Source organism: Streptomyces sp. NPDC097129, assembly GCF_055668065.1.
Genome location: NZ_JBVOQE010000008.1, coordinates 69883 through 84634 on the forward strand (window position 1 = coordinate 69883; position 14752 = coordinate 84634).

General features: G+C 73.3%; 15 protein-coding genes and 1 pseudogene. 7 read left to right on the forward strand and 9 right to left on the reverse strand.

Going from position 1 to position 14752, the window contains the following annotated elements:
- Complete coding sequence (mltG, locus tag AC0B9F_RS22975; protein WP_472005471.1) at positions 1-927, forward strand: endolytic transglycosylase MltG; 927 nt, start codon at positions 1-3, stop codon at positions 925-927.
- 12 nt (positions 928-939) lie between these two features.
- Here the strand turns inward: mltG and AC0B9F_RS22980 are convergent, their stop codons facing one another.
- The 6 genes from AC0B9F_RS22980 to AC0B9F_RS23005 all read right to left on the reverse strand — a co-directional run bounded on the left by AC0B9F_RS22980 (position 940) and on the right by AC0B9F_RS23005 (position 6158).
- Positions 940-2025 carry an NAD(P)-binding domain-containing protein gene (locus AC0B9F_RS22980; RefSeq protein ID WP_472005472.1) on the reverse strand — a complete coding sequence of 362 codons (1086 nt, stop codon included), beginning with the start codon at positions 2023-2025 and terminating at the stop codon, positions 940-942.
- Positions 2026-2100: 75 nt separating this feature from the next.
- The gene (locus AC0B9F_RS22985; protein WP_472005473.1) at positions 2101-3249 is read right to left on the reverse strand and encodes an LLM class flavin-dependent oxidoreductase; all 1149 of its coding nucleotides are present in this window, start codon (positions 3247-3249) and stop codon (positions 2101-2103) included.
- 1 nt (position 3250) lies between these two features.
- Positions 3251-4279 (reverse strand): ABC transporter substrate-binding protein, encoded by a 1029-nt coding sequence (locus AC0B9F_RS22990; RefSeq protein WP_472005474.1) that lies wholly within the window; start codon positions 4277-4279, stop codon positions 3251-3253.
- Between the two features lie 36 nt (positions 4280-4315).
- Entirely contained in the window at positions 4316-5056 is a 741-nt protein-coding gene (locus AC0B9F_RS22995) for an ABC transporter ATP-binding protein (RefSeq protein WP_472005475.1), read from the reverse strand.
- A complete protein-coding gene (locus AC0B9F_RS23000; protein WP_472005476.1) occupies positions 5029-5904 on the reverse strand; it encodes an ABC transporter permease in 876 nt (291 codons plus the stop codon). The genes AC0B9F_RS22995 and AC0B9F_RS23000 overlap by 28 nt, the downstream gene beginning before the upstream one ends.
- A gap of 170 nt (positions 5905-6074) precedes the next feature.
- Positions 6075-6158, reverse strand: coding sequence for a putative leader peptide (locus AC0B9F_RS23005; RefSeq protein WP_363265707.1), 84 nt, complete (start codon positions 6156-6158; stop codon positions 6075-6077).
- Between the two features lie 122 nt (positions 6159-6280).
- On the opposite strand from AC0B9F_RS23005, the gene AC0B9F_RS23010 reads away from it, so the two are divergent.
- Together AC0B9F_RS23010 and AC0B9F_RS23015 are read left to right on the forward strand one after the other, a co-directional pair.
- Positions 6281-6703 (forward strand): secondary thiamine-phosphate synthase enzyme YjbQ, encoded by a 423-nt coding sequence (locus AC0B9F_RS23010; RefSeq protein ID WP_472005478.1) that lies wholly within the window; start codon positions 6281-6283, stop codon positions 6701-6703.
- A gap of 127 nt (positions 6704-6830) precedes the next feature.
- Positions 6831-7634: a DUF4344 domain-containing metallopeptidase gene (locus AC0B9F_RS23015; RefSeq protein WP_472005480.1), complete on the forward strand. Its 804-nt coding sequence runs from the start codon at positions 6831-6833 to the stop codon at positions 7632-7634.
- A gap of 127 nt (positions 7635-7761) precedes the next feature.
- On the opposite strand, the pseudogene AC0B9F_RS23020 reads toward AC0B9F_RS23015, so the two are convergent.
- The 3 genes and pseudogenes from AC0B9F_RS23020 to AC0B9F_RS23030 all read right to left on the reverse strand — a co-directional run.
- Positions 7762-8337 (reverse strand): annotated as a pseudogene (locus AC0B9F_RS23020) (esterase/lipase family protein); the annotation flags it as partial.
- A 152-nt stretch (positions 8338-8489) separates the two neighbouring features.
- A complete protein-coding gene (locus AC0B9F_RS23025) occupies positions 8490-8696 on the reverse strand; it encodes a cold-shock protein (protein ID WP_472005482.1) in 207 nt (68 codons plus the stop codon).
- Between the two features lie 184 nt (positions 8697-8880).
- Positions 8881-9474, reverse strand: a complete 594-nt coding sequence (locus AC0B9F_RS23030) for a TetR/AcrR family transcriptional regulator (protein ID WP_472005484.1) — start codon at positions 9472-9474, stop codon at positions 8881-8883.
- A gap of 350 nt (positions 9475-9824) precedes the next feature.
- Here AC0B9F_RS23030 and AC0B9F_RS23035 point away from each other — a divergent pair, with 350 nt between their 5' ends.
- Genes AC0B9F_RS23035 through AC0B9F_RS23050 form a run of 4 tightly spaced genes read left to right on the forward strand, consistent with a single transcriptional unit; the run spans position 9825 to position 14632 of the window.
- Positions 9825-10391, forward strand: a complete 567-nt coding sequence (locus AC0B9F_RS23035; protein ID WP_472005485.1) for a (2Fe-2S)-binding protein — start codon at positions 9825-9827, stop codon at positions 10389-10391.
- Positions 10388-11380, forward strand: a complete 993-nt coding sequence (locus tag AC0B9F_RS23040; RefSeq protein ID WP_472005487.1) for an FAD binding domain-containing protein — start codon at positions 10388-10390, stop codon at positions 11378-11380. Before AC0B9F_RS23035 ends, AC0B9F_RS23040 begins: the two co-directional genes overlap by 4 nt.
- Positions 11377-13497, forward strand: coding sequence for a xanthine dehydrogenase family protein molybdopterin-binding subunit (locus AC0B9F_RS23045; RefSeq protein WP_472005489.1), 2121 nt, complete (start codon positions 11377-11379; stop codon positions 13495-13497). Before AC0B9F_RS23040 ends, AC0B9F_RS23045 begins: the two co-directional genes overlap by 4 nt.
- The gene (locus tag AC0B9F_RS23050; RefSeq protein WP_472005491.1) at positions 13490-14632 is read left to right on the forward strand and encodes an XdhC family protein; all 1143 of its coding nucleotides are present in this window, start codon (positions 13490-13492) and stop codon (positions 14630-14632) included. Before AC0B9F_RS23045 ends, AC0B9F_RS23050 begins: the two co-directional genes overlap by 8 nt.
- The last annotated feature ends 120 nt before the right edge of the window (positions 14633-14752 follow it).

A 14752-nucleotide genomic window follows, 5' to 3' on the forward strand; every position in this document is an offset into this window, starting at 1 on the left:
ATGCAGATGAACACCCCACGACGCAGGACGAGGAGCACCGGGCGCACGACGAGCACGAGGACCGCCGGCAGCACAGAGGGCACGGCCGGGACGAGCAGGGCAGGCACCGGCGGCGCGGTCCGGCTGACCCGCCGCGGTCGTCTCGTCCTCATCGCGGCCGGAGCCGTCCTCGCCGGCACGGTCGTGGCGGTACCGCTGCTGATCCTGGGCGGCGGGCCGGGGGGCCGCACCCCGACCCTGGTCGTCCCCGAGGGCTGGCGCGCCGCCCAGGTCTACGACGCCGTCGACAAGGCGCTGGCCCTGCCGCCGGGAAGCACCAGGAAGTCCCTCGCCAAGGCCCATCTGAAGCTGCCGAGCGACGCCGGGGGGAACCCTGAGGGCTACCTCTACCCGGCGACGTACCCGCTGGGCGGCAAGGGGACGACGACGCCGGAGCAGGTGCTCGCGACGATGGTCGACACCGCGAACCGCAAGTTCAACGGCGCCCCCGTCGCCGCCGGCGCCCAGCGCAACGCGATGAACGCCTACCAGGCCGTCACCATCGCCAGCATCGTGCAGGCCGAGGCCGCCACCAAGGAGGACATGGGCAAGGTGGCCAGGGTCGTCTTCAACCGGCTGGAGCGGGGCATGCCGTTGCAGATGGACTCCACCCTCAACTACGCGCTGGGCCGCTCCACCCTGCGTACGACGACCGCCGACACGCGCCTGGACAGCCCCTACAACTCCTACCAGCGCATGGGACTGCCGCCCACACCGATCGACAACCCCGGCGCGGACGCGATGCAGGCGGCGATCAACCCGCCGGCGGGCGACTGGCTGTACTTCGTCACGGTCAAGCCAGGCGACACCCGTTTCACCGCCGACTACGCCGAACACCAGCGCAACGTCGCCGAGTTCAACCGCGGTCAGCGGCCGAGCGGTCACTGAACGACCGGAACCTCAGGCCGCCACCCGCTCCGCGTCCCGCTGCGTGAGCAGCCGCCGGATGTCCCGTACGGCCGCGCGGCCGGCCCGGTTCGCGCCGATCGTGCTGGCCGACGGGCCGTACCCGACGAGGTGGACCCGCGGATCGGCGACGGCACGCGTGCCCTCGACGCGGATCCCACCGCCCGGCTCACGCAGCCGCAGCGGCCTCAGGTGGTCGATCGCCGGCCGGAACCCGGTCGCCCACAGGATGACGTCCGCCTCCACCCGCCGTCCGTCCTCCCACTCGACCCCTTCCGGGGCGATGCGGTCGAACATCGGCTGCCGGTCCAGGACGCCGTCCGCGAGGCCCTGCCGTATCGCGTCGTTCAGCGGCAGGCCCGTGACGGACACGACGCTGCGCGGCGGCAGCCCTTGCCGCACCCGTTCCTCCACCAGCGCGACCGCCGCACGGCCCGCTTCCTGGTCGAAGGGGCCCTCACGGAAGACCGGCGGCCGCCGGGTGACCCAGGTGGTGGACGCCGCGTAGGGGGCCAGCTCCAGCAGGTGCTGGGTGCCGGAGGCGCCGCCGCCCACCACGACGACCCGTCGCCCCGCGAACCACTGGGGCCCCGGGTAGTGCGCGGTGTGCAGCTGCCGGCCGCGGAAGGTCTCCTGACCGGGGTAGCGCGGCCAGAACGGCCGGTCCCAGGTGCCGGTGGCGTTGATCAGCGCGCGCGTCGCCCACTCGCCGCCGGACGTCTCGACGAGCAGCCGCCCGGCGGTCCCCTCCCGCACGGCCGTGACCTCCACCGGACGCCGCACCCGCAGGTCGAAGGCGTGCTCGTACGCCGTGAAGTACTCGGCGATCACCTGCGAGGACGGGCGCGCCGGGTCCGCACCGGTCAGTTCCATCCCCGGCAGCGCGTGCATCCCGTGCACCTTGCCGTACGTCAGCGACGGCCACCGGAACTGCCAGGCGCCGCCCGGGGCGGGGGAGTGGTCCAGCACCACGAAGTCCCGCTCCGGCACGTAGCCGGTGCGGCGCAGGTGGTAGGCGCTGGACAGACCCGCCTGTCCGGCGCCCACGACGACGACCTCGACCTCGCGCACTTCGTTCACGATTCCACTAACGTCCGCGTGGTCGTGGATCTTCCCCGCACCGGGTGCGTTGATCTCCTGGGCGCCCGGTGCGCGCTACCGTCCGCTCGCGAGGGCCGGCGGCACCCGGGCGTCAGCCGCCGGGCCGGCCGCCAGCAGGCCCCGCGCCGCCAGTTCGGGAATCACTCCCTCCCCGAACCAGTACGCCTCCTCCAGATGCGGATAGCCGGAGAGCACGAAGTGCTCCACGCCCAGCGCGTGGTACTCCTCGATCAGGTCCGCGACCTCGGCATGGCTGCCGACCAGCGCGGTCCCCGCACCGCCGCGGACCAGTCCGACGCCCGCCCACAGGTTGGGGTGGATCTCCAGCTCGTCCCGCGAGCCGCCGTGCAGAGCCAGCATCCGCTGCTGCCCGACCGACTCGCTGCGCCCGAGCGCCGTCTGCGCGGCCGCGATCGTGTCCGCGTCGAGGTCGTCGAGCAGCCGGTTCGCCGTCGCCCACGCCTCGGCGGCCGAGTCCCGGGAGATGGTGTGCAGCCGGACGCCGAAGCGGACGGTGCGGCCCTCCCGCTCGGCGAGATCGCGGATCCAGTCGATCTTCGCCTTCACCTGGGCCGGTGGCTCGCCCCATGTCAGGTACACGTCCGCGTGCCGGGCCGCGACCGGTCCGGCAGCCGGTGAGGACCCGCCGAAGAAGAGCTGCGGCACCGGGTCCGGCGCCCGCGCGGTCAGCGCGCCGTCGACCCGGTAGTGCTCGCCGTGGAAGTCGAACGGCGCGCCGTCCCACACCCCGCGCACCACGGACAGGAACTCGTCGGTGCGCGCGTAGCGCCGGTCGTGGTCGAGCCGGTCGCCGAAGCGCCGCTGCTCGGCCGAGTCGCCGCCGGTGACCACGTTGAGCAGCAGCCGCCCGCCCGTCAGGCGCTGGTAGGTCGACGCCATCTGCGCGGCCAGCGTCGGCGACAGCAGCCCCGGCCGGAACGCCACCAGGAACTTCAGCCGCTCGGTGTGCTGGGCGAGCGCCACGGTGGTCAGCCAGGCGTCCTCGCACCAGGTGCCGGTCGGGGTCAGCACCGCCTCGAAGCCGAGGCCTTCGGCCGCCTTGGCGATCTGCGCGAGGTAGTCCAGGTCGGGCGCGCGCACCCCGCTGATCCCGCCGGTCGGGTTCGGGCCGTAGGCGTGCCGGTCCACCAGGGTCCGGCCGTCCCCGCCCGTGGGCAGGAACCAGTGCAGTCGGACCGTCATGTCAGGACTCCTTCGAGGGGCGGGGCGCCGACGTCGACGCCGGCAGGGTGCCGTTGAACCGGGTGTCGGTGAAGTCGCCGAAGTCCACCGTGCGCGGGATCAGCTTCAGGGCGGCGAAGGTGTCCACGATCTGCTGCTCGGAGGCGATCAGCGGCTGGTCGACGGCGACCGCGACCCGGGTGCCGTTGGTGCGCTTCACGGCGGCCAGCGCCACCTCGTAGGGCAGCCCAGTGTCCTTCGCCCACACCTTGGCCCACGCCCCGGGACGCGCGTACACCCAGTTCTGGGCGCGCCGCAGCCGCTCGAGATAGTCCTTGATCGCGGCGGACTTCTTCGCGTCCTTCAGCGCGCCGGGCGCGGCCACCTGGAAGGTCAGCCCGTTGGTGATGCCGTCCCCGGTGGTCAGCACGCGCCCCTGCCTGCCCTGCAGCACCTGCGAGGAGTACGGGTCCCACACCGCCCACGCGTCGACCTTGCCGGAGGTGAACGCGGCCAGCGCGTCGGCGGGCTGGAGGTACTTGACGTGCACGTCGCCCAGCGTGAGCCCGGCCTTCTTCAGCGAGGCGACCAGCTGGTAGTGCGCGGACGACCCCTGCGCCACGGCGACCGAGTGCCCCTTGAGCTGCCGCGGACTGCTGAGCTTCGAGTCGTTCGGTACGAGGATGGTGTCGCCCTTGGACGTGCCGTGCCAGGCCGCCACCACCGTGATCTTCGAGCCGGCGCCGGCGGCGAAGACCGGCGGGGTGTTGCCGACGCCGCCGATGTCGACGGCGCGGGCGTTGACGGCCTCCAGCAGCGGCGGGCCGGAGGTGAAGGTGGACCACTTGATCTTGTAGTCGAGGTCCTTGAGTTCGCCGGCCGCGCGCAGGACGGACTCGGAACCGCCCTTCTGGTTACCGACGTTCAGGGTCAGGGAGCCCTTGCCGTCGGTGCCGCCGCCACCCGTCTGCGCGGCGGAGGTGCCGCCGCAGGCGGAGAGCAGGAGCGCGAGGGGGAGGAGCAGCGCGGCGGGGGCGAGACGTCGTCGCATCAGGGTTCCGTTCTTCGAAAAAGGGCGGGCGGTGGTTCAGGCGGCTTCGGCGGCGGTGTCGACGCCGAGGCGCTCCAGGAGCGCGGCGCGCAGCCCGGCGAAACGCGGGTCGGCGATGTCACGCGGGCGGTCCAGGTCGACGCGGTGCTCGTGCGCGATGACACCGTCGTCCATGACAAGGACGCGGTCGGCGAGCAGGACGGCCTCCTCGACGTCGTGCGTGACGAGCAGCACCGCGCAGCCGCGCCGCTGCCACAACTCGCCGACCAGGCGCTGAGCCTTGATCCGGGTGAGCGCGTCGAGCGCGCCGAACGGCTCGTCCAGCAGAAGCAGATCGGGCTCGCGCACCAGGGCGCGGGCGAGCGAGGCGCGCTGAGCCTCGCCGCCGGAGAGGGTCTTGGGCCAGGCGTCGGAGCGGTGACCGAGCCCCACCTCCTCCAACGCACGGTGTGCGGCGGCTCGTTCGGGCTTGCCGGGCAGCCCGAGCAGGATGTTGCGCCACACCTTCTTCCACGGCATCAGCCGGGGCGCCTGGAAGGCAACCGCCCTGCGGCGCGGCACCAGTACCGTGCCCTCGATGTCGCGGTCGAGGCCGGCCAGGATGCGCAGCAGGGTCGACTTGCCGCAGCCGCTGCGCCCGAGCAGGGCGACGAACTCGCCCGGCGCCACGTCGAGATGGAGGTCGTCGATGACCTTGCGGCCGTCGAAGGAGCGGGTGAGCCCCTCGACGCGGACCGCCGAGCGCGCGGTCAGCGGCCCGTGAACGTCGGTCGCCATTGCAGCAGCAGCCTTTCGAGGGTACGGACGACGAAGTCGGCGAGCAGGCCGAGGAAGGCGTAGACGATGAGGCAGACCACGATCACGTCGGTGCGCAGGAAGTCACGCGCCTGCACCATCAGGAACCCGATGCCGGAGTCCGCGTTGACCTGCTCGGCGAAGACCAGGGCGAGCCAGGCGATGCCGAGGGAGTAGCGCAGGCCGGTCATGGCCCCGGGCAGCGCGCCCGGCAGCACCACATGCCGCACGAGCCCCCACCGCGACAGGCCGAGGGACTCGCCCGCCTCGATCAACTGGGCGTCCACGCCCCGGATTCCGGCGTACACGTTGAGGTAGAGCGGGAAGGTCACGCCGAGCGTGATGATGGCGATCTTCGGGGCCTCGCCGATGCCGAACCAGATGATGAACAGCGGGATCAGGCCGACGAACGGCACCGTCCGCAGCATCTGCACCGGCGCGTCCACCAGGTCCTCGCCGATCCGGAACAACCCGGACAGCAGGGCGAGTCCGGTGCCGACCACCGCGCCCAGCAGCAGCCCGGCGGCGACGCGCTGCAGGGACGTGGCCATCGCCGAGGGCAGTGAACCGTCGGCGATCACTTCCCGGCCGACCTGCGCGATGCGCCCCGGCGAGGCCAGCACGTCCGGCGGCAACGCGCCGGTGACGCTGAGGAGTTGCCAGAGCGCCAGCAGCAGGAGCGGTCCGGCGGTGCGTCGCAGCCATCGCGGGACGCGGGTGCGGCGGGATGAGGCGGGGACGAGCGGTACGAGGTCGGGCGGGGCCTTGGTGACGGATATACCGGAAATATCCGTCGGTGAAGAGCTGGGTGGGGCATGGCTGATGCTCATGGGTGCTCCAGGGGAGAAGAGCCGTGAAACCGGTGGGACCGGAACCCGGGGAGGCCGGAAACCGGTGGGACCGCAGACCGGTGAGACCGGCGGGAGGGATGCGCAGGCGCGCCCGACCAGGCGAACCGCTTCAGCGGAGCGTCAGGCGTGGGTGAGGAAGTGAGAAGGCGTCAGCAGCCGCGGTGACACGCGGCGGAGGCCACCCGCAGCAGGTCGATGTGACCGCGCGTGGTGAGCAGGGCTGTACGCAACATGCGGACGAACGTAGCCAGCGGGCACGGCCCAGGTCAACGGGCGTCTCGCCGGCTGGACGGTGGTTTCAGCACGCGGGCGGTTCATTCGGCATGAAAGCGGACCGATGGGTGAGGATGGCCCCATGTCCGATGCCTTCACCACCCGAGTGCTGAACGTGTCCTCCGGCTCCCGGGAGGCCGTCGTGGACCTCACCGGCGACTGCGAGGCCTTCCTGCGCGAGGCCGCCGCCGGTCGCGACGGCCTGCTCAACGTCTTCGTGCCGCACGCGACGGCCGGGATCGCCGTGATCGAGACGGGCGCCGGCAGCGACGACGACCTCCTCGCCGCGCTGCACACGCTCCTGCCCGCCGACGACCGCTGGCAGCACCGCCACGGCAGCCCCGGCCACGGCCGCGACCACGTCCTGCCGGCCCTCGTCCCGCCCCACGCCACGCTCCCCGTCATCGCCGGCCGCCTGGAACTGGGCACTTGGCAGTCCGTGTGCCTGGTGGACACCAACAAGGACAACCCGCATCGGCAGGTGCGGCTGAGTTTCCTCGGCTGAATCCGCGCTCCCTTCCGGTGACGCCGCGCTTCTTCCCTGCACCCGGGGTGCGTGCGGAACCGCCCGCATCGCCCCTCCCTCTTCCCGAGAGCCGAAAGACGGCCAGGAGACAGGGAAGAGGGACGCGATGAGCCGCCGTACGGCCGCCTGCTGGACGCTCTCGGCCTCGCTGCTGGCCGGGTGTACCGCCGGTGACCCCGGCGGAGCCCGGCCCTCGGCCGGCGTTTCCGCGCGCGGGCACGGCGGCTTCGAGGTCCGTTACGCGGCCGTCGACCGGGCGCATGCGCAGGACCTGGCGCTCCTGCGCTCGGGCCGGGTGCTGGAGGCGGTGGCGAGCCGGCTCGACGCACGCGTGCGGATGCCGGTGACCGTGCCGCTGGTCGCCCGTGCCTGCGGCGACGCCGATCCCGCCTACGACCCGGACGCGCGGCGGATCGACGTGTGCGTCGAACAGGTCCGCGACGTGCGCGACCGGTTCGCCCGCGCGGGGACGGGCGACGCGGACGCCGCCGTGACCGCCGTACTGGAGGAGACGCTCTACCACGAGAGCGCGCACGCCCTGATCGATGTGCTGGCGCTGCCGATCACCGGGCGGGAGGAGGACGTGGCCGACCAGTTCGCCGCGGTCCTGCTGATCGGGCAGGGCGGGCCGGGGGAGGCCACGCTTCTCACGGCCGCCGCCGACTACCGGCTCAGCGCCGAGGAAGCGCCGCCGACGTCCGAGGACCTGCTCGACGCGCACAGCCTGGACGGACAGCGGGCCGCCGCCTACGTCTGCTACGTCTACGGCGCCCACCCGGGCCCGCACCGCGACCTGGTGGACGGTGAGCGGCTGAGCGAGGAGCGGGCCGAGACCTGTTCCGGCGAGTGGGAGCAGGCCCGGCGGGGCTGGCAGGCGCTGCTGCGCCCGCATCTCGCGCGGCCCCTGTGAGCGAGAGGCGGCGCGCACGCCGACGGGCCCGCACCCCAGGCGAGTGCGGGCCCGTAACGGCGTGGGCGTCGGGCGGATCGCCGTCCTCCTGCCCGCCGTCTTCCTGCCCGCCGTGTCCCTCTCGCCGTCAGGAGTTGATCAGGTCCCGGGTCTGGGCGTAGACGGTCGCGTCCGAGAGGAGGCCCGTGTGGCTCAGGCAGGCCGTCTTGGTGTTGGCCGCTCCGGTGAGGGCGACGGAGCTGTCAGGGTTGATCACCGCGTCGCAGGGCGACCACCAGGTCGCGTACCGGGGCGAGCCCGGGGTCTCGTCGCCGGAGTTCAGGGCGGTGAGGAAGTCCGAGCCGCTGCGCATCTCGGTGCAGGACGGGTCGAAGCAGCTGTTCGCGGTGTCGGTCCCGTGGTTGGGTCCGCCCAGGGACACCCATGCGTCCACCTTGGCCGTCCCGCCGAAATTCTTCAGGTAGGAGCGCGAGGACAGTCCGCCCATGGAGTGGCTGACGATGTCCACCTTGGTGGCGCCGGTGGCCGCGAGCAGGCGGTCGACCTCGGCGGAGAGCTGTTGCGCGGTCGTCGTGTTCGACTGGCGCCGGTCGTAGGTCCACTGGTCGAGGTAGGAGGACGGCCAGCCGTCGGTGCGGAAGCGGCCGGCCATGGTGTTCCAGTTGCTGCCGTCCCCGCTGTAGCCGTGCACGAAGAGGACGGGGGGTAGGGGGAGAGGGGTACCGGTGTGAGGGGGTGGCGGCGTGAGCGTACTGGTTGGTAACTGGCCTGGGTCAAGGTGTGCGCACCAGGTTTCGCGCCGGCATGCCGAAGGGCCCGCACCCCACGGGGTGCGGGCCCTTCAGAGCGTGGGCGTCAGGCAGACGGAACGATGTTCTCGGCCTGCGGGCCCTTCTGGCCCTGCGTGACGTCGAAGGTCACGTGCTGGCCCTCCTGGAGCTCACGGAAGCCCTGGGTGGCGATGTTCGAGTAGTGCGCGAACACGTCCGGACCGCCGCCGTCCTGCTGAATGAAGCCGAAGCCCTTTTCCGAGTTGAACCACTTCACGACGCCGCTGGCCATGTTTTTCTCCTTTATATGGGGTAGTGACGGGCGGCCCGCCCCGTGCGGAGCGCCCGGTCGCCGAAAGGACCCCATCCGGAGAAATCCGGACCCGGAAAACCCCCGGTAAACACAACGCGCCTGAAGGTTACAAACCGTCAGGCGCGCACAAAGTCATGGGTACCAAAACTGCAACACGATCAGCCTAGCACAGGCGTCCGGGGGCCCCGGAGCGCAGCCCGTCCATGACCAGGTCGAGCAGGCGGGTGGCGCGTGCGTGGCCGTCCTCCTGCGGACCGACCTGCCACAGGCCGGCGATGGCGAGCAGGAAGTCGTCCGCGCTCACGCCGGGCCGGATGGTGCCGGCCCTCTCGTTGGCCCCGAGCAGACGCTCGGCGGCCTCGGCCAGGGGGGTGGGCGACGGCTTCTGCGGGCCGCCCGGTGTGCTGGTGGCCTGGCGCAGCGCGTCGGACAGGCCCGCCTTGGTCATCGCGAACCGGGCCAGGTGGTCCATCCAGGCGCGCAGGGCCCGCTCCGGGTCGTGGTCGCGCAGCAGCTCGTCCGCGCTGTCGGCGACCTGCCGCATCTCGTGCCGGTAGACCTCCAGCACGAGCGCCTCGCGGCTCGGGAAGTTGCGGTAGAAGGTGCCCTGCCCGACGCCCGCCTTCTTGGCGATCCGGCTCAGCGGGGCGTCGGCGTCGCGGGTGAGCTCGGCCAGGGCGACCTCCAGGATGCGCTCGCGGTTGCGCTGGGCGTCGGAGCGACGGGGCGCGCCGGGCGCCTCCTTCTTCGGCTGCACTGGTCCTCCTCGCGGGTGCGTGGCGCGCACCCGGCCTTGCTAAGCGGACAGCTGTCCGTTAGGTTCGGATGGTCTAGTGGACAGCTGTCCGGTTAGCGCCACCGTCACCATAGCGCCTGCCTGCACCGACGTCTCCTCAGCCCGCTCCCGTCGATCGCCCCCTCGCCGCCGTTCTCCGCTCGCCACGACCTTCCACTCCGACGGAACACACCTTCCGTTCCGACGGAAACGACCTTCCGCCCCGACGGAACACGACCCCTTCCGTTCCGACGGAAAACGCTCTCCGGGAAGGACTCCGCCCCCCTCCCCGGACAAGCCTCCGCCTGCTCTTCGTGAAAGAAGGCTGACCCATGGCCACAGCGCCGTCGCCCACTCACACCGCCGTCACGCTGCACATCAACGGCGAGAAGCACACGCTGACCGTCGACCACCGCACCACCCTGCTCGACGCCCTGCGCGAGCGTCTCGATCTCACCGGCACGAAGAAGGGCTGCGACCAGGGGCAGTGCGGCGCCTGCACCGTCCTCGTCGACGGGCGGCGCACCGTGGCCTGCCTGCAGCTCGCGGTGGCGGCCGAGGGCCGGGAGATCACCACGATCGAGGGGCTGGCCGACGGCGAGCAACTGCACCCGGTCCAGCAGGCCTTCCTCGACCTCGACGGCTACCAGTGCGGCTACTGCACCCCCGGCCAGATCTGCTCCGCCGTCGCGATGATCGACGAACACGCCCGCGGCTGGCCCAGCGCCGCCACCGACGACATACGGCCCGAGGCGGGACCGCCACCGCTCACGCCCGAGGAGATCCGCGAGCGGATGAGCGGCAACCTGTGCCGCTGCGCCGCCTACGTCTCGATCGTCGACGCGATCACCCGCGCCGCCGGGCAGCATCCGGCCGGCGACGAGGAGGCGGCCGCATGAAGGAGTTCGGCTACCAGCGCGCCGCGGACGTCGCCGGCGCCGTCGCCCTGCTCGGCGACGACCCGGACGCCCGCTACCTCGGAGGCGGCACCAACCTCGTCGACCTGATGAAGGCCGGCGTCGAACGGCCCGCCCGCCTCGTCGACCTCCGCGAACTCCCCCTGGACCGCGTGGAGTCGACGCCCGACGGCGGCCTGCGCATCGGCGCCACGGTCACCAACAGCGACCTCGCCGCCCACCCCGACGTACGCCGCCGCTACCCGGCACTCGCCCAGGCCGTGCTGGCCGGCGCCTCCGGACAGCTGCGCAACATGGCGACGGTCGGCGGGAACCTGCTCCAGCGCACCCGCTGCGCCTATTTCACCGACGTCACCCAGCCCTGCAACAAGCGCCTCCCCGGCAGTGGCTGCCCCGCCCGCACCGGCGAGCACCGCAACCACGCCGTCCTCGGCGCCTCCGAGCACTGCGTCGCCGTCCACCCCTCGGACATGGCCGTGGCCCTGACCGCGTTCGACGCCGTGGTGTCCTACGAGAGCGCCGACGGTCCGGGCGAGGCGCCGCTCGCCGACTTCTACCTGCCCGTCGGCGACACCCCGCACCGCGAGACCGCGCTGCCGCCCGGCGCGCTGATCACCGGAGTCACCCTGCCGCCCGCGCCGGTCGCCGCCCGCTCCCGCTACCGCAAGGTGCGCGAACGGGCCTCGTACGCCTTCGCGATCGGCTCGATCGCCGCCGCGCTCGACGTCCGCGACGGTGTCGTGCACGACGTACGGCTCGCCCTCGGGGCCGTCGCCTCCCGGCCCTGGCGGGCCCGCGCCGCCGAAAACGCGCTGGCCGGCGCACCGGCCGGGCCGGACGCCTTCGCCGCGGCCGCCGACGCCGAACTGGCCGCGGCCGTCCCGCTGCCCGACAACGGATACAAGGTGACCCTCATGCGCAACCTCGTCGTGGCCGTGCTCACCGAACTCGCCGAGGAGACCACCCGATGACCACGACCACCCCCGCCACCACCCCGCGGTCCGTCGGCACCGCCCGCACCCGCGTCGAAGGCCGCGCCAAGGTCACCGGCGCCGCCCGCTACGCCGGCGAGATCCCCTTCGCCGGCCTCGCCCACGGCTGGCTGGTCACGTCGGCCGTCGCACGCGGCCGCATCACCGGCGTCGACACCGACCCCGTCCTCGCGATGCCCGGCGTGCTCACCGTCCTGCACCACGGCAACGCCCCCCGCCTGGAGACCGACTACCCCGGTCTGCTCGGCGCGCCGGACCGGACCGTCGCCCTGTTCCAGCACGACCGGGTGCCGCACCTCGGCTGGCCGGTCGCGCTCGTCGTCGCCGAGACCTCCGAGCAGGCCAGGGAAGGTGCCGAGGCGCTCGTCGTCCACTACGAACAGCAGCCGCACGACGTCGACTTCGCGAACACGGGCGAGGACACCGCCTACACCGCGGAACGGCAGGAGCCCGCCGAGAAGGGCGACCTGCCGGCCGAACTCGCCGCCTCCGCCACGGTCGTGGACGCCGAGTACACCACGCCCGAGGAACACCACGCCATGATGGAGCCGCACGCGGCCACCGCGCGCTGGGACGATGGCCGGCTGGAGATCGTCGACTCCAACCAGAGCACCATGTGGGTCGCGCGGGAGCTCGCGCACCTGTTCTCCCTCGACCCGGCCTCCGTGCACGTCCGTTCCGAGCATGTCGGCGGCGGCTTCGGCAGCAAGGGGCCGCGCGCCCACCAGGTGGCCGCCGCGCTCGCCGCCACCGTGCTGCACCGGCCCGTGCGCGTCGTCCTGACCAGGCGTCAGATGTTCTCGCTGGCCGGCTACCGCAGCCCCACCCGGCAGCGGCTCCGGCTCGGCGCCGACGCCGGCGGGCGGCTGCGCGCCCTGGAACACACCTGCCTCAGCCTCACCTCGACGGTGCACGAGTTCGTCGAGCCGGGCGCCACGCCGTCCCGGGTGATGTACGACGCCGACGCCCACCACACGGCCAACCGGGTGGTACGGCTCGACGTGCCGACCCCGACCTGGATGCGCGCACCCGGCGAGGCGCCGGGCTCGTTCGCGCTGGAGTCGGCGTTCGACGAACTCGCCGAGCAACTGGGCCTGGACCCCATCGAGTTGCGGTTGCGCAACGAACCCGAGGCCGGGCCGGTGTCCGGGCTGCCGTTCGCGAGCCGCCATCTGGCCGACTGCTTCCGGGAGGGCGCCCGCCGGTTCGGCTGGGCGGGCCGCGACCCGCGTCCCGGGCTGCGCCGCGAGGGACTCTGGCTGCTCGGCACGGGCACGGCGGCGGCCTCCTTCCCGGCCGGGTCCGCCCCCTCCACGGCCGCCGTGACCGCCGAGGCCGACGGCACCTTCACCGTACGGGTCAACGCCGCCGACATCGGCACCGGCGCCCGGACCGCGCTGACCCTGGTCGCCGCCGACGCGCTCCAGGTGGCGCCGGAGCGCGTCCGGGTGCTCATCGCCGACAGCGACTTCGGGCAGGCCTGGATCGCCGGCGGGTCCATGGGCACCCGCTCCTGGTCGTGGGCGGTCACCGCCGCTGCCGCCGAACTGCGCGAACGGCTCGCCCTCGGCACCGGCGTCCCGCCGGAGGGCATCACCGTGCGCTCCGACACCACCGAAGCCGTCGGCGCCCTGCCGCCACGCGAACGGCACTCCTTCGGCGCCCAGTTCGCGGAGGTCGCCGTGGACGTCACCACCGGCGAGGTGCGCGTGCGGCGCATGCTCGGGATCTTCTCCGCGGGCCGGATCGTCAACCCGCTCACCGCGCGCAACCAGCTCGTCGGCGGCATGATCTGGGGCCTGTCCATGGCCCTGCACGAGGAGGCCGCCCGCGACCGTGCCTCCGGCGGGGTCGTCGGCGCGGACCTCGCCGGCTACCACGTCGCCACCCACGCCGACATCCCCCTCGTGGAGGCCGACTGGATCGAGGACGTCGACCCGGACGACCCGATCGGCATCCGGGGCGTCGGCGAGATCGGCATCGTCGGAGCCGCGGCGGCGGTCGCCAACGCGGTCTGGCACGCCACCGGGGTGCGCCAACGCCATCTGCCGATCCGGCCCGACCGCGTCCTGCGGGGAGAGCGCCCGCGTGCTTGACATCGCCGCCGAACTGCACCGCTGGGCCGAGGAGGGCCGCGACTTCGCCGTCGCCACGGTCGTCGCCGTCGGCGGCAGCGCCCCACGCGGCCCCGGCGCCGCGCTCGCGGTCGACGGCGACGGCACCGTGATCGGTTCGGTGTCCGGCGGCTGCGTCGAGGGCGCGGTGTACGAGCTGTGCGTGCAGGCGCTCGCGGACGGAGTCAGCGTCGTCGAGCGCTTCGGCTACAGCGACGAGGACGCCTTCGCGGTCGGGCTGACCTGCGGCGGGGTCATCGACATCCTGGTCACCCCGGTCCGGGCGCAGCAGGCGCACGAAACGGTGCTGGGGCCGGTGCTCGCCGCCGCCGGCCGTGGCGAGCCGGTCGCCCTGGCCCGGGTCGCCCGCGGTCCGGCGGCGCTGCTCGGCCGCGCCCTGCTGGTCCGCGCCGACGGCACGGCCGACGGCACCCTCGGCGGCCACCCGGAACTGGACCGTACGGCGGCCGCACAGGCCAGCGCCCTGCTGGAGGCCGGCCGGACCGGCACCGTCGAGCTCGCCGAGGACGGCACGCACTGCCCGGGCGGACTCACCCTGCTCGTCGAGTCGACCGTGCCGCCGCCCCGGATGATCGTCTTCGGCGCGGTCGACTTCGCCGCCGCCCTGGTCCGGGTCGGGAAGTTCCTCGGCTACCACGTCACCGTGTGCGACGCCCGCCCCGTCTTCGCCACCGCGGCCCGTTTCCCCGACGCCGACGACATCGTCGTCGACTGGCCGCACCGCTATCTGCAGTCCACCCGCACCGATGCGCGCACGGTGCTGTGCGTGCTCACCCACGACGCCCGTTTCGACGTACCGCTGCTGACCGTCGCGCTGCGGATGCCGGTCGCCTTCGTCGGGGCGATGGGCTCGCGCCGCACCCACGACGACCGCGAGAAGCGGCTGCGCGAGGCCGGGCTGAGCGAGCGGGAACTGGCCCGGCTGCGCTCCCCGATCGGCCTCGACCTCGGCGCCCGTACGCCCGAGGAGACCGCGCTGTCCATCGCGGCGGAGATCGTCGCCGAGCGCCGCGGCGGCACGGGCGTTCCGCTGACCGGGACCGGCACGCCGATCCATCGCGAGAGCGCACGGGACGGCCGTACGGCGGCGGCCTGAGCGCCCCGCCGCCGTACGGCCTTGCTGTGCGGGCGGCCCGTCGCAGGCCGCCGGCCGGTGCTCCAGAGGCGGCCCGTCGCGGCCCCCGGCCGGTGCTTCCACGGGCGGACGGCGCCGGCC

Bases quoted from the DNA above. Each gene is read 5' to 3' on its own strand.
- AC0B9F_RS23005 (WP_363265707.1), bottom strand. From the start codon at position 6,158: ATGTTGCGTACAGCCCTGCTCACCACGCGCGGTCACATCGACCTGCTG.
- AC0B9F_RS23010 (WP_472005478.1), top strand. From the start codon at position 6,281: ATGTCCGATGCCTTCACCACCCGAGTGCTGAACGTGTCCTCCGGCTCC.
- AC0B9F_RS23025 (WP_472005482.1), bottom strand. From the start codon at position 8,696: ATGGCCAGCGGCGTCGTGAAGTGGTTCAACTCGGAAAAGGGCTTCGGC.
- AC0B9F_RS23035 (WP_472005485.1), top strand. From the start codon at position 9,825: ATGGCCACAGCGCCGTCGCCCACTCACACCGCCGTCACGCTGCACATC.
- AC0B9F_RS23000 (WP_472005476.1), bottom strand. From the start codon at position 5,904: ATGAGCATCAGCCATGCCCCACCCAGCTCTTCACCGACGGATATTTCC.
- AC0B9F_RS23015 (WP_472005480.1), top strand. From the start codon at position 6,831: ATGAGCCGCCGTACGGCCGCCTGCTGGACGCTCTCGGCCTCGCTGCTG.
- AC0B9F_RS23040 (WP_472005487.1), top strand. From the start codon at position 10,388: ATGAAGGAGTTCGGCTACCAGCGCGCCGCGGACGTCGCCGGCGCCGTC.
- AC0B9F_RS22995 (WP_472005475.1), bottom strand. From the start codon at position 5,056: ATGGCGACCGACGTTCACGGGCCGCTGACCGCGCGCTCGGCGGTCCGC.
- AC0B9F_RS23045 (WP_472005489.1), top strand. From the start codon at position 11,377: ATGACCACGACCACCCCCGCCACCACCCCGCGGTCCGTCGGCACCGCC.
- AC0B9F_RS22985 (WP_472005473.1), bottom strand. From the start codon at position 3,249: ATGACGGTCCGACTGCACTGGTTCCTGCCCACGGGCGGGGACGGCCGG.
- AC0B9F_RS22990 (WP_472005474.1), bottom strand. From the start codon at position 4,279: ATGCGACGACGTCTCGCCCCCGCCGCGCTGCTCCTCCCCCTCGCGCTC.
- mltG (WP_472005471.1), top strand. From the start codon at position 1: ATGCAGATGAACACCCCACGACGCAGGACGAGGAGCACCGGGCGCACG.